Annotated in this window: 17 protein-coding genes; 8 read left to right on the plus strand and 9 right to left on the minus strand. The window is 63.5% G+C overall.

Annotated elements, in window-relative coordinates; translation table 11 throughout:
- Nucleotides 1–84 precede the first annotated feature (84 nt).
- Nucleotides 85–1,323, plus strand: coding sequence for a DUF1835 domain-containing protein (locus tag ACYU03_RS14425; protein ID WP_461885254.1), 1,239 nt, complete (start codon nt 85–87; stop codon nt 1,321–1,323).
- A 4-nt stretch (nt 1,324–1,327) separates the two neighbouring features.
- Here ACYU03_RS14425 and ACYU03_RS14430 read toward each other — a convergent pair whose 3' ends face one another.
- Together ACYU03_RS14430 and ACYU03_RS14435 are read right to left on the minus strand one after the other, a co-directional pair.
- On the minus strand, nt 1,328–1,918 hold the full coding sequence (locus tag ACYU03_RS14430; RefSeq protein ID WP_461885255.1) for a 2-hydroxychromene-2-carboxylate isomerase: 591 nt from the start codon (nt 1,916–1,918) through the stop codon (nt 1,328–1,330).
- 32 nt (nt 1,919–1,950) lie between these two features.
- Nucleotides 1,951–2,682, minus strand: a complete 732-nt coding sequence (locus ACYU03_RS14435) for an SDR family oxidoreductase (protein ID WP_461885256.1) — start codon at nt 2,680–2,682, stop codon at nt 1,951–1,953.
- Between the two features lie 86 nt (nt 2,683–2,768).
- On the opposite strand from ACYU03_RS14435, the gene ACYU03_RS14440 reads away from it, so the two are divergent.
- The gene (locus tag ACYU03_RS14440) at nt 2,769–3,332 is read left to right on the plus strand and encodes a TetR/AcrR family transcriptional regulator (RefSeq protein WP_461885257.1); all 564 of its coding nucleotides are present in this window, start codon (nt 2,769–2,771) and stop codon (nt 3,330–3,332) included.
- Nucleotides 3,319–3,921 (plus strand): eCIS core domain-containing protein, encoded by a 603-nt coding sequence (locus ACYU03_RS14445; protein WP_461885258.1) that lies wholly within the window; start codon nt 3,319–3,321, stop codon nt 3,919–3,921. The genes ACYU03_RS14440 and ACYU03_RS14445 overlap by 14 nt, the downstream gene beginning before the upstream one ends.
- Before the next feature lie 64 nt (nt 3,922–3,985).
- Here the strand turns inward: ACYU03_RS14445 and ACYU03_RS14450 are convergent, their stop codons facing one another.
- On the minus strand, nt 3,986–4,978 hold the full coding sequence (locus tag ACYU03_RS14450) for a bile acid:sodium symporter family protein (protein ID WP_461885259.1): 993 nt from the start codon (nt 4,976–4,978) through the stop codon (nt 3,986–3,988).
- Nucleotides 4,979–5,058: 80 nt separating this feature from the next.
- On the opposite strand from ACYU03_RS14450, the gene ACYU03_RS14455 reads away from it, so the two are divergent.
- Complete coding sequence (locus ACYU03_RS14455; protein ID WP_461885260.1) at nt 5,059–5,856, plus strand: AraC family transcriptional regulator; 798 nt, start codon at nt 5,059–5,061, stop codon at nt 5,854–5,856.
- Here ACYU03_RS14455 and ACYU03_RS14460 read toward each other — a convergent pair.
- Complete coding sequence (locus ACYU03_RS14460; protein WP_461885261.1) at nt 5,830–6,759, minus strand: LysR family transcriptional regulator; 930 nt, start codon at nt 6,757–6,759, stop codon at nt 5,830–5,832. The two genes, ACYU03_RS14455 and ACYU03_RS14460, sit on opposite strands and share 27 nt — an antisense overlap.
- 127 nt (nt 6,760–6,886) lie before the next feature.
- Between ACYU03_RS14460 and ampC the strand changes: the two genes are divergently transcribed.
- The 3 genes from ampC to ACYU03_RS14475 all read left to right on the plus strand — a co-directional run bounded on the left by ampC (nt 6,887) and on the right by ACYU03_RS14475 (nt 9,209).
- Nucleotides 6,887–8,053: a class C beta-lactamase gene (gene ampC, locus ACYU03_RS14465; protein ID WP_461885263.1), complete on the plus strand. Its 1,167-nt coding sequence runs from the start codon at nt 6,887–6,889 to the stop codon at nt 8,051–8,053.
- A 285-nt stretch (nt 8,054–8,338) separates the two neighbouring features.
- Nucleotides 8,339–8,671: a hypothetical protein gene (locus ACYU03_RS14470; RefSeq protein WP_461885264.1), complete on the plus strand. Its 333-nt coding sequence runs from the start codon at nt 8,339–8,341 to the stop codon at nt 8,669–8,671.
- A 115-nt stretch (nt 8,672–8,786) separates the two neighbouring features.
- Nucleotides 8,787–9,209, plus strand: coding sequence for a group II truncated hemoglobin (locus ACYU03_RS14475; RefSeq protein ID WP_461885265.1), 423 nt, complete (start codon nt 8,787–8,789; stop codon nt 9,207–9,209).
- Here the strand turns inward: ACYU03_RS14475 and ACYU03_RS14480 are convergent.
- From ACYU03_RS14480 to ACYU03_RS14495, 4 genes are all read right to left on the minus strand, one after another.
- Nucleotides 9,200–9,505, minus strand: coding sequence for a hypothetical protein (locus ACYU03_RS14480; protein WP_461885266.1), 306 nt, complete (start codon nt 9,503–9,505; stop codon nt 9,200–9,202). The genes ACYU03_RS14475 and ACYU03_RS14480 overlap by 10 nt on opposite strands.
- A gap of 245 nt (nt 9,506–9,750) precedes the next feature.
- A complete protein-coding gene (locus ACYU03_RS14485) occupies nt 9,751–9,939 on the minus strand; it encodes a hypothetical protein (RefSeq protein ID WP_461885267.1) in 189 nt (62 codons plus the stop codon).
- A 144-nt stretch (nt 9,940–10,083) separates the two neighbouring features.
- Nucleotides 10,084–10,404, minus strand: coding sequence for a YbjQ family protein (locus ACYU03_RS14490; protein ID WP_461885268.1), 321 nt, complete (start codon nt 10,402–10,404; stop codon nt 10,084–10,086).
- Between the two features lie 51 nt (nt 10,405–10,455).
- Nucleotides 10,456–11,340, minus strand: coding sequence for an EamA family transporter (locus tag ACYU03_RS14495; RefSeq protein ID WP_461885269.1), 885 nt, complete (start codon nt 11,338–11,340; stop codon nt 10,456–10,458).
- A gap of 286 nt (nt 11,341–11,626) precedes the next feature.
- On the opposite strand from ACYU03_RS14495, the gene ACYU03_RS14500 reads away from it, so the two are divergent.
- Nucleotides 11,627–13,024 (plus strand): purine-cytosine permease family protein, encoded by a 1,398-nt coding sequence (locus ACYU03_RS14500; protein WP_461885270.1) that lies wholly within the window; start codon nt 11,627–11,629, stop codon nt 13,022–13,024.
- Nucleotides 13,025–13,096: 72 nt separating this feature from the next.
- Here the strand turns inward: ACYU03_RS14500 and ACYU03_RS14505 are convergent, their stop codons facing one another.
- Complete coding sequence (locus ACYU03_RS14505) at nt 13,097–13,867, minus strand: class II aldolase/adducin family protein (protein ID WP_461885271.1); 771 nt, start codon at nt 13,865–13,867, stop codon at nt 13,097–13,099.
- Nucleotides 13,868–13,916 lie beyond the last annotated feature (49 nt).

Below are 13,916 nucleotides of genomic sequence, written 5' to 3' on the forward strand. Positions count from 1 at the left end.
AAGGGCTGCGCCCAGGAACCTGCATTGCCAATCGCCCATGACGACTCCGGCCTGACAGCGGACAAGGCTCACCAAGGAGTTCGTATGCCAGTACCCCACTCAGCCAGGGCCGATGATGGCCGCCTGAGCCTCGACCAGCAACGCAAGCGTGCCAAAGAGCTGCTGCAACGCCTGCACAACGGCGAGGCGGCCGAACAACGCGCCCTGCTCGACCCGCGACGTCCGCCACGCCTGGCCGATGCGCAGTGGCTGATCGCCCGAGGCCTCGGCTTCGCCAGTTGGCCCAAGCTCAAAGCTCACTGCGATGCCCTGTCCTTCGCCAGCCGCCATCCCGGCTTCGCCGCCGACGATACCCCCGACACCTGCCATTGGCGCTGCGGCAACGACATCCAGCACAGTCTGCAGTTGGCCGGATTCAAAGGGCGCTTCCATATGATGGCCGACCCGCTGTGCATGGGGCCGGTGCCGGACCTGCCCGAAGACAACTACCGCGCCGTGCGCAGCAGTTTCATCAGTCACGCCTTTGGCATCGATCCACTGCAGGCCCGGCAACGCATGGACAATGAATACGCCAGCCTCGCTTTGCTCGACGAACAGGTGCCCGGCGTGCTCTGGTGCGAAGCCGACGCCTACGACCAGTTGTTCCTGATCCGGGTATTGGCTGGCCTGCGTGAAGTACCGCCGAACCTGGGTCTGATCCAGATCGACCGGGTGCCCGGCGTACAACGCTTCATCGGCATCGGCCAGTTGGCGCCAGAGGTGCTGGCCTGGCTCTGGCCGCAACGCCAAGCGGTGAACGCCAGCATGCTGCTCCTGGCCCGTAAGGCCTGGGCCGCCTACTGCGCATCCTCGCCACAGGCCTGGGCCGCCTTGGCCCATGTCCGGCATGAGGCCTTGCCGCTGCTCGGCCCAGCCCTGTTGCGCCAATTGCAAGAGCTGCCCGGCCTTGCCGACGGCCTGTCACTGACCGAACGCCTGGCCTTGCAGACCTTGCGCGATCTCGGCCCATGCCCTTTCGCACGCGTGTTCGCCGAGTTGATGGCCGTACGCGAACCCTTGCCCTTCCTCGGCGACCTGATGTTCCACGCCTTGCTACGCCCGCTGATCGATTCGCCAAATGCCCTGATCCGCGAGGAAGGACCGCAACAGCCCTGGCCGCAACGCCTGCTGAGCCTGACACCTTCGGGCGAAAAGGTGCTAGCTGGCAAGGCCTACGCCTTCGACCTGATCGGCAGCGAACGCTGGGTGGGTGGCGTCCAGTTGCGACCGGGCCAGGGGCACTGGGCACTGGACGAGCGGTTGCTACCGGTATGGCGCGGCTGAGGCCTCAGGCCAGGGCTTGCGCGACGAAATCCAGGCGGTCTTGGCCGAAGAACATCTGCTCGCCGACGAAGCAGGTCGGCGCGCCGAACACGCCCCTGGCCACCGCTTCGTCAGTGGCGCGCTTGAGCGCCTCCTTCACCTCGGGCTGACCCGCCAGATCATGGAACCCGGCGGGGTCGAAACCGGCCTGTTCCAGTGTCTGGTCGAGCAACCGGGCATCGGACAGGTTGCGCCGTTGCACCCAGAGGCCGTTGAACAGCGCGCTGAGCAGATCATCGAAACGCTCCGGGTGTTGCAACTGAGTGCCGATCACCCCGCGCATCAGGCCTAGGGTATTGACCGGAAATCCAGGCGGCAGCGCCAAGGTCACGCCGTAGCGCGTGGCAAAGCGCTGCAGGTCGGTGAGCATGTAGCGCCCTTTGGCCGGCACCATGACCGGCGAGGCATTACCGGTGGCCTGGAAGACGCCACCCAACAGCATCGGCCGGTACACCAGTTGGGCACCGTGACGGGCACAGAGGCCGGGCAGTTGGGTCCAGGCCAGATAGCTGGCCGGGCTGCCCAAGTCAAAGAAGAACTCGACGGTCTTGCTCATGGAAAGGTGATCCTTAATGGCGGTAGACGGGATTACCAGCGCTCTGTCCACGGGCGCAGGTCCAGCTCGAAAGTCCAGGCATCGCGAGGCTGGCTGTGCAGGTACCAGTAGTTATCGGCGATATGGGCAGGATCGAGGATGCCATCCTGGTCCTTGAGGGCATAGCGTTCAGGGAAATTATCGCGGATGAAGGCCGTGTCGATCGCACCGTCGACCACCACGTGGGCCACATGGATATTGCGCGGCCCCAGCTCCCTGGCCATGCTTTGGGCCAGGGCGCGGATGCCATGCTTGGCCCCGGCGAAGGCGGCGAACCCGGCGGCGCCACGCAGACCTGCGGTGGCACCGGTGAAAAGAATGGTGCCGCGCTCACGAGTGACCATGCGCCGCGCCACCGCCTGGGCGGTGAGGAAACCGGCGAAGCAGGCCATTTCCCAGATCTTGAAGTACTTGCGTGGGGTTTCCTCGAGGATGCTGCACGGCACATTGGCCCCGATATTGAACACAAAGGCTTCGATCGGGCCGATGTCGCGCTCGATGGTCTCGATCAACTCCCCCACCTCCTCCTCTTTGCGCGCATCCGAGGCGAAGCCATGGGCCCGGCCACCTGCGGCGCGGATCTCGTCCACCAGTGGCTGCAACTTGTCAGCCTGGCGCCGGGTCACACAGGCGGTGTAGCCCTCGCGGGCAAAGCGCTTGGCGATTTCGCCGCCGGTCGCATCGCCGGCCCCTATCACCAGGACCACCTTGTCGAACTGTTGCATGGCGCCTCCTTTGATAAACGATCATTTAGTAAACGAACGCTATGCTATGATCCGCCCATCGTCAAGCCAACGCTGCCGAGGCCCCCGTGCGCTACACCACCGAACATAAGCAACAGACCCGCCAGAAACTGCTGGAAAGCAGCGGCGCGCTGGCCAAGCGCGGCGGCTTTGCCAGCACCGGCGTGGCTGGCCTAATGAAGGCCATCGGCCTGACCGGCGGGGCGTTCTACAACCACTTCCCGTCCAAGGATGACCTGTTCAGCGAAGTGGTGCGACGCGAACTGTCGAACAGTCCACTGGCCCGCCTGGCTCGCGAAGGTGCCAGCCGTGCCCGCCTGCAGCGCTGCCTGGAGCAATATTTGAGCCTGGCCCACCTGCACAACCCGGAAGGTGGTTGCCCCCTGCCTCCGCTGGGCGTCGAGATCGCCCGCGCCGACCAGGCTGTGCGCGAAGAAGCCGAGCACTGGTTGGTCACCCTGCATGAGGCCTGGGCCAGCACCCTCGAAGACCCTGAGCTGGCCTGGGCGCTGATCAGCCAATGCGTGGGCGCCCTGGTGGTGGGCCGCATGCTGGCCAGCGAGGACGTCCAGACCCAGGTGCTGGACGCCAGCCGCCACCTGGTGATGCAAGCCCTGCATGAAGAGCGCTAGCAGCACGCTGCTGGCCCTGGCTCTGGCGCTGCCCCTGCAAGCCCACACTGAGGAGGCCTGCCCGACCGGGCAATATCAGGTCTGCCTGGGCACCTGCTTCTGCTCCCCCATTGACCTCGGCCAGGTCGGCCAGGTGCTGCGGGATGTCGAACGCGTGGCCTCGACCAGTCTGGCCATCGCCTTGCAACAGGCCCGTGACGAAGCCACTGCCCGTGGCAGCCAGCCTCTTCCCTTGCATATCCGTGTGCAGTTGGAGCCCTGGTACGACTTCGCCGTGCTGGACGCTGCGCGCTACCGGGTCGGTGACGAACAGCAGGTCAGCGCCGCCAATGCCCTGCTGCGCAACCCCGACGTCAACGCCGTAACCCTGATCGACACCATCATCTTCCGCCATGCCCGCGATGCCGAGGACAATGTCGCGCTGTGGGCCCACGAGCTCAAGCATGTGCAGCAGTACCAAGAGTGGGGCGTGGAGGAGTTCGCCCGACGCTATACCCGAGACTTCGAGAGCATCGAGGCGCCGGCCTATGAGATCGAGGCACAAGTGAGGAAGGCCCTGCGCGAGCGAGCGTCAGGGCTGGCGCGCTGAATGCTCGGCGTGGCCTTCGACCTCGATCACGGGTGAAGCCCACGCCTTGCAAGGTGTTATCGGGTCAGGACGCCGCCGACACTTCCTCGCCAGCCTCTTCCCGGCTGGCATAGCGCTGCGCCAGCACTGCGCAGACCATCAGTTGGATCTGGTGAAACAGCATCAGCGGCAAGATCATCGCGCCAATGCCACTGCCTACGAACAGCACTTGGGCCATGGGCACGCCGGTGGCCAGGCTCTTCTTCGAGCCAGCAAAGAGGATGGTGATGCGGTCTTCCAGGCTGAAACCCAAGGCGCGCCCAAGCAGGCGGGTGCCCAGCAGAACCACCGCCAGGAGGATGCCACACACGGCAAACAGACCAATCAGGTGCTCCAGCGACACGCTGTGCCACAGGCCACTGACCACTGCATCACTGAACGCGGTGTAGACCACCAGCAAGATCGAGCCCTGGTCGACGATCTTCAGCCAGCGTGCATTGCGCCTGACCCAGGCACCGATCCAGCGGCGGGCGATCTGACCGGCAACGAAAGGCACCAGCAGCTGCATGACGATCTTCAGCACCGCGTCCAGGCCAGAGCCGGTATCGCCATCGGCCCCCAGCAACATCACCACCAGCAGCGGCGTCAGGAAGATTCCCAGCAAGCTCGACGCCGCTGCGCTGCAGATCGCCGCCGGCACGTTACCACGGGCCAGCGAGGTGAAGGCAATGGCTGACTGCACCGTGGCCGGCAACGCGCACAGGTAGAGCACGCCCAGGTACAACTCATTGCCCACCAACGGCAGGAACAGCGGTTTGAAGGCCAGGCCAAGCAAGGGAAACATCACGAAGGTGCAGCAGAACACCAGCAGGTGCAGGCGCCAGTGCCCGGCACCGGCGATGATCGCTTCGCGCGACAGCTTGGCACCGTGGAGGAAGAACAGCAGGCCAATGGCCAGGTTGGTCAACCAGCCAAACAGCAAGGCACCGTTGCCTTCACAGGGCAACAGCGTGGCGATCAACACCACCCCGAGCAGCGCCAGGGTGAAATTGTCGAAGAGCATCCGCAAGTACTTCATGGCAGGTTCCGGCTTGTCATTATGTAAGGCCAAACGATAAGGTCTGGCCTCCTGTCTTGCTAACGCCGGAACCCCTGCCAGTGTCGCTGAACGGACACCACGAGCCACGCCTCGAACAACTGGAGCATCTGCCGCGCCCGGTCTACGGGCATGCCGGTGGCCTGTCGAACATCGCCCTGGACTACCGCCACCAGCACCCTTGGGGGCAGTTGTCCCATGCCCGCAGTGGCCTACTCGAAGTGCGCACCGCACAAGGCCTGTACCTGGTTCCTCCGCAGCGCGCAGTCTGGATTGCCGCGCAGGTGCCACACCGGGTGAGTTGCCCGCCCGAGACGTGCATCCGTAGCCTGTACATCGAGCAAACGGCGCTGCCCTGGCCTGCCGGACAGTGCCGGGTGATTGCCGTCACTGCCCTGCTCGGCGAACTGATCCAGGCCTTTGCCGACCTGCCAATGGAATACGATGAACAGGGCCCTGATGGCCGCCTGGTACAGGTGCTGCTGGACCAACTCGCCAGCGCCCGGGAAGAGCCCTTGCTGCTGCCACTGCCCCGCGACCAGCAACTGCGTCAACTGTGCCAGTGGCTGCAGGAGGCCCCGGACGACCCACGTAGCCTCGCCGACTGGGCCGGGCAACAGGGTGTTTCGGAAAAGACCCTGAGCCGCCGCTTCGTACGTGAAACCGGCTTGACCTTCCGCCTCTGGCGCCAACGCGTGCGCCTGCTCAGCGCGCTGCCGGCGCTGGAGCGCGGTGAAAGGGTCACCGATGTGGCGCTGGACTGTGGCTATGCTTCGCTGTCGGCGTTCATCGCGGCATTCGGCAAGCACTTTGGCCTATCGCCCGGCGAGTTCCTACGCGGTCGCAGGGCCCAGGGCTGACTGCACTGGCGGGTCTGGCTCACTATCGACGCCGCCCAGGGCGTCCTGCAACCACTCCCTGAACACCTGCATCGCCGCCGTCTCGCCTCGTGACTGCAAACGCGTCAGCCAGTAACGGCCAGTCTCTATGCATACCGCGAACGGCTGGCGGACCTGCTCGCTGACCAGCAGCCGGCTGAACATCGCCGGTGGCGCCAGGGCAACACCAACGCCTTGCAGCGCCGCGTCCATCATGCCCAGCGAACTGTCGAAGACGATGCTGCGCAGCGGCCTTGCCCCAGTTTCCACACCCGCTGCGCGAAACCATTCGGGCCACTCGTCGCTGCGGTAGGAGCGCAACAACGTGTGCTGGAGCAGGTCTTCGGGGCTGCGCAACTGATCGGCCAAGAACGGAATGCACAACACCGACAACGGCGCGGTCATCAGCGGCAAGGCCTCAGTGCCGTGCCAGGCGCCAGCCCCGAAACGAATGGCGAAATCCAGCCCTTCGGCAGCCAGGTCGACCCGGTTGTTGTGGGTCGACAGGCGCAAGTCGATGAACGGGTGGCGTGCCTGGAAATCCCCCAGACGCGGCAGCAACCAGCCTACCGCGAAGGTGCCCACCACGCCCAAGCTCAGGACCTCCCGGTAGTGGCCGCCCTGGAACTGGCCGAGCGTGCCGGCAATACGGTCGAAGCAATCGGTAAGCACCGGTAGCAAGCGCTCACCTTCATTGGTGAGCAGCAACCCGCGCGGCAGGCGCTTGAACAGGGCCACGCCGAGTTGTCTCTCCAGGCCTTTGACCTGATGGCTGACCGCCGCTTGGGTCACGCACAACTCAATGGCCGCCCGGGTGAAACTCAGGTGCCGGGCGGAGGCTTCGAAAGCGCGAAGCGCATTGAGCGGCAGGTGTGGACGAAGCATGCTGACCCCAAGATTTTCTAATGACTGCGTTGAAAAATGATCCTTTGTCACCAAACCTGGGCTGACCTAGATTAGCCGCGCCCCCGGCAGCCCGCCTGGGCCTCCATCGAATGACAGGAGTCTGATCATGCACCTTGCCCCTCCCCGCGCGCCAGCCCTGGCAGCGCTAGCTCTGCTGGTTATCAGCGCCAACCAGGCCATTGCAGCCGACACCACCGACGACAAACTGCAGGCGCGGGTCGATGCGGTCATCCACCCCCTGATGCAACAGCAGGGCATTGCCGGCATGGCGGTGGCCGTAATCGCCGATGGCCATGAGCATTACTTCACCTACGGCATGGCCAACAAGGCCGAGCACCAACCGGTAAGCCGCGACACCCTGTTCGAGATCGGTTCGTTGACCAAGACCTTCACCGCCACCCTCGCCGCCCTGGCCCACGCCGAAGGCAAGCTGGATCTGGAGGCCCCCGCCAACCGCTACCTGCCAGCCTTGAGTGGCACACCACTGGGCGATGCCAGCGTCCTTGAGTTCGGCACCTACAGCGCCGGCTGCCTGCCGCTACAGTTTCCCGACGAGGTCAAGACACCGCAGCAGGTCCTGGCCTTCTATCAACACTGGCAACCGCGTGCCGCCAATGGCAGCCAACGCTGCTACTCGAACCCGAGCCTGGGCCTGTTCGGCTACCTGGCGGCTCGCAGCCAGGGCAAGCCCTTTGCCACAGTGATGGCACAGCAACTGTTGCCGCAGTTGGGGTTGGCACATACCTACCTGCAGGTTCCTGCCAGCCAGCAAAGTCTCTATGCCCAGGGCTACGACGCCCAAGACCGTCCAGTGCGGGTCACCCCGGGCCCATTGGGCGATGAAGCCTATAGCCTGAAGAGCAGTGCCGTCGACCTGCTGCGCTACGCGCGCCTGAACCTGCATCCCGCCCCTCTGGACACCAACCTGCGCCAAGCCATCACTATCACCCAGGCCGGCTACTTCCAGGTCGGCGCCATGACCCAGGGTCTGGGCTGGGAGCGCTACCCTTATCCGGTCAGCCTCGACACCCTGCAACACGGCAACAGCGCAGACATGGCCCTCGAACCACAACCAATCAAGCGCCTGCGCCCGGCAAGCCCGGCACTGCCCCAGGCTTGGTACAACAAGACCGGTTCCACCAGTGGCTTCGGCGCCTACCTGGCCTTCGTGCCTTCGCGTGGGCTGGGCATCGTCCTGCTGGCCAACAAGAATTATCCGAACGGCGAGCGGGTACGCGCAGCTCACGAAATACTCTCGGTCCTGGAGCAATAAGACGGATTGTCAGACAAGATGTAGTGATGGAATTTTTTCACTACAAAACGGTTGACGCCGTTCATCAGCCTTGGGCATGATGAGGCCGTCTCCCCGATCGGGAGCGGTGGCAAGGGTGTTCCAGACGGCCTGCGCGGTAACGCAGGCCGTCCGTGGAGAGGGAACTGTCCAAAAGGCAGCGTGAAGAAAGCCCCTGTTGCGGTGCTGCTGTAGCAGCCTTGGTAGTGCGCTACATGTTGTGGCGCCAAGCGTGAAATGACCAATGAATGGGTAATAGGGGGCTTTATGATGAACTTGAACGACCAACCCACGATCGACCAATTGGCTCAGCTGTTCGCCGCGCGCAAGGACAGCCTCGACGACCACCTCCTGTGGGTCAGCCAGACGGGCGAGGTTCGCCTCGACCGCCTGCCGCCGAACACAGTCGAGGATGAGTTCGAAGAGCACATGCCTAGCATGCGCGCCCGTTTCAAGGTCTACCGCCGTGGCCTGGGCTACGTCGGCAAGAAGGCCGCCGCCGATACCGAATTCGTCGGCCGCGTCCTGCAGACCCTGCAACAAGAATGGCCTGCCGCCCGTGAGCAGCAGGCAGTGAAGGTGATCGACCCACTGAATTGAGTTGCATTGCCCTGTTTCTTGCCCGGCCCAAAAGGCCGGGCTTTTTCATACCTGGGGGAAAGACCGGCAACCGGCTAGAATGGCGCCCGACGCGTTCACTGCCTGGAGACTTTCGATGAACACCCCTGCATTCGGCACTGGCGATACCTCCTACCAGGCCGCTGGCGGAATCGATGGCCTGCGCCGGTTGGTGGACGATTTCTACCGACTCATGGACGAAAGCCCCACCGCTGCCAGCGTACGCCGCATGCACCCTGAAGACCTGGCCAGCTCACGGGACAAGCTGGCCTGCTTCCTCAGCGGTTGGCTCGGCGGCCCACGTCTTTACAGTGAACGCTACGGCTCGATCGCTATCCCCTCCTTCCATGCCCAGTGGCCGATCGATGAGGCGCACAGCGCCATCTGGTTGGGTTGCATGCGCCAAGCCATCGCCCAGCAACCCTGGTCGGCAGCCTTCGCAGACTACCTGCTGCGCCAGTTGCAGGTGCCGGCCCAGCGCATCGTCCAGGCCAGCCGCAACCGTCACACTCAGGCCTGACGAAGCGCTTGCCGCGCAGACTCCAGCGGCAATGCGCCAGTCGCCAAGGCCCGTGCCCGGTCCACGCCCCATACCAGTGCCCGGGTCATGGTCTCGCCCGGACGAGCCGGGTAGTACTCCTCGACCAAGGCCTTGCCTTGCCGGGAATACAAGCCGAGAAACAACTGCGTGGCGCCGAGGCGCGACAGCCGTACCTGCACATCGATGCTGGTGCCGTCGCAAAGCTCCTCGTCATGGCAACGGCTGTGCAGCTGTGCGTCGGCCCATTGCCAATAGGTCTCTTCCCTGATGCGCATGGAACTCAATCCTCCTGTATTGAAATGCCGCGATAGTAAGACACAGTCGCAACAATCCGGCGAGTGCAACCCGCCGGAGCCATGAGCAAGATCAAAGAAAGCCAAAAAATCCCCGCCATTGAGCGTAATGCTGTTCACTTAAGCTGGAGGGCCTTCAAGTGGGGCTGCTACGCAGCCCATCGCGACACAAGGCCGCTCCCACAAGGCAAGCCCACTGTGGGATGAGCGGGGTGTGGGGCGCTGACTCACCTTTTCGGTGGCACCCTGGGGGTGAAGCGGCCCTTTTTGCTGCGCTGCAGATGGCCGGGCTTGAGTTGCTCCGACTCGTCCAGCGTCATGTTGGCAAAACCCAGGCGAAAAGCCGATTGGCCACAGCGCACTTGGTTGTTGATTGGGAACTCGTCACCCATGTCCTCGAAATAGGATTCGCTCATGCCCTGTCTCCCTCCGACGGTGAACCGGTGTCGGCAAACAGAGTATTTGCCTGAAAAAACGCCGGTCCTGTTGAAATGAGACTAGCCGGTCATTTGCAGACCTATTGGGCAAAAAGAACCCAGCCCGACCAATGGCAGAAGGCTTTATTTCAACCGCACCGCCGTACCGGTCGCGAACACCACGACCATGCCACCCTGGACGCTGGGCATGCTGATCTCGAAATCGACACCGACAATGGCATCAGCTTGCAACAGGCGTGCGCGGGCCTTGAGTTCCTCGGTGGCCTGTTCACGGGCTTGCTTGAGGGCGCTTTCCAGGGTCTGTGAGCGCCCCCCGAAGATGTCGCGAAAACGGGCGAAGAAATCCCGGACGAAGTTGACCCCCTGCACCGACTCGGCGCTGACGATGCCCAGGTAACTGGCAATCGGCTGCCCTTCGAGTTGGCTAGTGGTGGTGATGATCATGGGATGCTCCTTGTGCACACCCCGGCTGGCGCCGGGGCAAAGGAAGCGATCTTAGCAAACTGCCGCACGCAGACGCTGACCCAGGCGTGGGCCGAACACATTGATCAGGAGGCCGAACATCACCAGCAACGCGCCCCAGCCCTGCAGCGGGCTCAGCCGTTCACCCAGCAACCAGGCCGAGGAGCTCAGGCCGATCACCGGCACCAGCAGCGAGAACGGTGCCACCTTGCCCGCGGGATGACGCGAAAGCAACGTGCTCCACAAGCTGTAGCCGAGCATGGTGGCGATGAAGGCCAGATAGGCCAGGGCCAGCACCGAGCTCCAACCGATGTTCAACAACGCATGGCTGATGCGCTCGGGCCCTTCCAGCCACCAGGACAGGGCGAAGAACGGCAATGGCGGAATCAGGCCACCCCAGATCACCAGGGCCACCAGGTCGACCGAGCCGAAACGCCGGGTGATGATATTGCCCATGCCCCACATGGCGCCGGCGCAGAGGGTCAGGAGCAGGGCCAGCAACGGCACGTGGCTGCTGTCTTCGTTGCCGATCAGGGCCAGGCCGCCAGCGGCCACCAGCAGACCGAGCACACTGGCCGGGCGCAGCCGCTCGCCTAGGAACAATGCCGCGAAGAACAAAGTGAAAAACGCCTGGGATTGCAGTACCAGGGAGGCCAGCCCCGGGGGCATGCCGCTGTACATGGCCTGGAACAGGAAGGCGAACTGGCCCAGAGAAATCGTCGCGCCATAGGCGATCAGCCAGCGCCAGGGCAATTGCGGACGCTTGACCAACAGGATCGCGGGAAAGGCCACCAGCAGGAAGCGCAAGCCTCCCAGCAACATGGGTGGCAGGCCATCGAGGCCAATCTTGATCACCACGAAATTGACACCCCAGGCGACAATCACCACCAGCGCCAGCAGCAAGTCCTTGAGCGGCATAGCGCCTCCTCTTCTCCAGGCTCTTTAGAAATATTTCGTAACAGCATAAGCATATTCCTTTCCTATAGGCCAGCATGGCGCAGCTTGTCTTGGGCCTGGGATCTGCTTTCACCGGTGCTGGGTTCATCGCGGAACAGCCCGCCCGGCCTTTCTTGCCTGGTTGAGTGTGTCTAGATCCTTCACTTGACCGATCTTGTATATACATGATCATATCAGCCTCAGGCCATCTGCCCTGCGTCCCAGCGATGGCCACCGCCTGACAACAACAAATACGCGGAGTCGAGCAATGTCCAGCAAGCCCCTGATCGAGCGGCGCTCGATCGACTACATCCCTGAATCCGAACGCCATGGACGCGTCTACAGTCAGTTCACCTTGTGGCTGGGAGCCAACCTGCAGATCACCGCGATCGTCACCGGCGCCCTGGCCGTGGTGCTCGGGGGTGATGTGTTCTGGTCGTTGATCGGGCTGCTGCTCGGGCAATTGATCGGCGGCGCGGTGATGGCCCTGCACGCTGCCCAGGGGCCGCGGCTAGGCCTGCCGCAGATGATTTCCAGCCGGGTGCAGTTCGGCGTCTACGGCGCGGCCATCCCAATGGCCCTGGTGTGCCTGATGTACCTGGGCTTCACCGCCACCGGCACGGTGCTCTCAGGCCAGGCCATCGGCCAGTTGCTGAACGTCAGCGATAGCACTGGCATCCTGATCTTCGCCAGTGTGATCGTGCTGGTCACAGTGTTCGGCTACCGCATGATCCACTGGATTGGCCGCCTGGCCAGCGTGTTGGGGATCATCGCCTTCGTCTACCTGTTCAGCCGCATCCTGATGATCGCCGACATCGGCCAGTTGCTGGACAACCGCCATTTCAGCTGGGCCTCGTTCCTGCTGGCGGTGTCGTTGTCGGCGTCCTGGCAGATCTCCTTCGGCCCCTACGTGGCCGACTATTCGCGCTACCTGCCCAGCCGCACCTCGCCGCTGAAGACCTTCCTCGCCGCCGGCCTGGGCTCGGTGCTCGGCGCCCAGGCCTCGATGATGCTCGGCGTGTTCGCCGCAGCCATCGCCAATGGCCAGTTCTCTGGCCGTGAGGTGGCCTACATCGTCGGCCTCGGCGGCGTGGGCACCACGGCGGCGTTGCTGTACTTCAGCATCGCCTTCGGCAAGGTGACCATCTCGACGCTCAACTCCTACGGCAGCTTCATGTGCATCGCCACCATCATCAGCGGCTTTCGCGGGCACTTGAACATCAGCCGCACCCAACGCCTGGTGTTCGTCCTTGGCATCGTCGGAGCCGCGACCCTGGTGGCGCTGCTCGGGCAGCACTCGTTCCTCACCGCCTTCAAGTCGTTCATCCTGTTCCTGCTGACCTTCTTCGTACCCTGGAGCGCGGTCAACCTGGTGGACTATTACTTCATCACCAAAGAGCGCTACGACATCCCTGCCCTCGCCGACCCAAATGGCCGCTACGGGCGCTGGAACTGGCCGGGAATCATCGTCTACACCCTCGGCGTACTGGTGCAAATGCCTTTCATCGCCACCAAGATCTACACCGGGCCGCTGGTGGCGTACCTCGGTGGTGTCGACCTGTCTTGGATCATCGGACTGGTGGTGCCGAGCGTGCTGTATTACTGGGTGGCACGGCGCCGCGCACAAGAAGCGCCTAGGCAGATGATCGTGCCTGAGGCGAGCTGAGAGGTTCCCTGCGTGCCCTGCAGGAGCCAGCTAACGCGGGCTCCTGTACCCCTGCAAAACGCAGGATCAGCATCAATCGCGATAATCCGGCGCCACCCGGTCGAGCAGCCGCAACAGCGCGGCCCAGGCCAGTTCGAAGGCCCCCGGGTCCGCCAACTCCCCTTCCTTCAACACCCGCGCCGGCTCATTGAACTGGCGCTCGGTGTGCGCGCACACCTCATGGGACGGCAGCACCAGTTGGCCAGCGCTCAGGGCGGCTAGCTGGATCTCGCAAGCCTTTTCCAGGTAGTACATACGCAGGAAGGCTTCCGCCACACTGCGGCCGAGCGTCAACAGCCCATGGTTACGCAGGATCATCACCGGCTTGTCGCCCAAGTCGGCGACCAAGCGTTGCTGCTCGTCCATGTCCAGGGCAATGCCCTCATAGTCGTGGTAGGCGACCTTGCCGTAGAACTCCATGGAAATCTGGTTGACCGGCAACAAGCCGCACTCCAGCGCCGCCACCGCACACCCGGCGCGGGTGTGGGTATGCAGCACGCATTGGGCATCCTCGCGAGCACCATGGATGGCGCTATGAATGACGAAGCCGGCGGGATTGACTGGGTGCGGCGTCGGCTCCACTGGATGCCCTTGCAGGTCGATCTTGACCAGGCTCGAGGCGGTGATCTCATCGAACAGCAGGCCATAGGGGTTAATCAAGAAGTGATGTTCCGGCCCCGGTATGCGCAGCGAGATATGGGTGAAGATCAGGTCGGTCATGCGGAAGTGGGCGATCAGGCGATAGCAGGCGGCCAGGTCCTGGCGCAACTGCCGTTCGTTGATAGCCTGTGCGGGGATTGTCATTGTCGTGTCTCCCAGGCGTCATGGTGCAGCGGACTGTAGGACTGGACAG

The sequence above is a fragment of the Pseudomonas sp. X10 genome (assembly GCF_054889225.1).

What these genes read in the sequence shown, in the direction of transcription:
- ACYU03_RS14450 (WP_461885259.1), bottom strand. Translation starts at nt 4,978, where the DNA reads ATGAAGTACTTGCGGATGCTCTTCGACAATTTCACCCTGGCGCTGCTC.
- ACYU03_RS14485 (WP_461885267.1), bottom strand. Translation starts at nt 9,939, where the DNA reads ATGAGCGAATCCTATTTCGAGGACATGGGTGACGAGTTCCCAATCAAC.
- ACYU03_RS14475 (WP_461885265.1), top strand. Translation starts at nt 8,787, where the DNA reads ATGAACACCCCTGCATTCGGCACTGGCGATACCTCCTACCAGGCCGCT.
- ACYU03_RS14505 (WP_461885271.1), bottom strand. Translation starts at nt 13,867, where the DNA reads ATGACAATCCCCGCACAGGCTATCAACGAACGGCAGTTGCGCCAGGAC.
- ACYU03_RS14435 (WP_461885256.1), bottom strand. Translation starts at nt 2,682, where the DNA reads ATGCAACAGTTCGACAAGGTGGTCCTGGTGATAGGGGCCGGCGATGCG.
- ampC (WP_461885263.1), top strand. Translation starts at nt 6,887, where the DNA reads ATGCACCTTGCCCCTCCCCGCGCGCCAGCCCTGGCAGCGCTAGCTCTG.
- ACYU03_RS14480 (WP_461885266.1), bottom strand. Translation starts at nt 9,505, where the DNA reads ATGCGCATCAGGGAAGAGACCTATTGGCAATGGGCCGACGCACAGCTG.
- ACYU03_RS14425 (WP_461885254.1), top strand. Translation starts at nt 85, where the DNA reads ATGCCAGTACCCCACTCAGCCAGGGCCGATGATGGCCGCCTGAGCCTC.
- ACYU03_RS14470 (WP_461885264.1), top strand. Translation starts at nt 8,339, where the DNA reads ATGATGAACTTGAACGACCAACCCACGATCGACCAATTGGCTCAGCTG.
- ACYU03_RS14460 (WP_461885261.1), bottom strand. Translation starts at nt 6,759, where the DNA reads ATGCTTCGTCCACACCTGCCGCTCAATGCGCTTCGCGCTTTCGAAGCC.
- ACYU03_RS14430 (WP_461885255.1), bottom strand. Translation starts at nt 1,918, where the DNA reads ATGAGCAAGACCGTCGAGTTCTTCTTTGACTTGGGCAGCCCGGCCAGC.
- ACYU03_RS14445 (WP_461885258.1), top strand. Translation starts at nt 3,319, where the DNA reads ATGAAGAGCGCTAGCAGCACGCTGCTGGCCCTGGCTCTGGCGCTGCCC.
- ACYU03_RS14500 (WP_461885270.1), top strand. Translation starts at nt 11,627, where the DNA reads ATGTCCAGCAAGCCCCTGATCGAGCGGCGCTCGATCGACTACATCCCT.
- ACYU03_RS14495 (WP_461885269.1), bottom strand. Translation starts at nt 11,340, where the DNA reads ATGCCGCTCAAGGACTTGCTGCTGGCGCTGGTGGTGATTGTCGCCTGG.
- ACYU03_RS14490 (WP_461885268.1), bottom strand. Translation starts at nt 10,404, where the DNA reads ATGATCATCACCACCACTAGCCAACTCGAAGGGCAGCCGATTGCCAGT.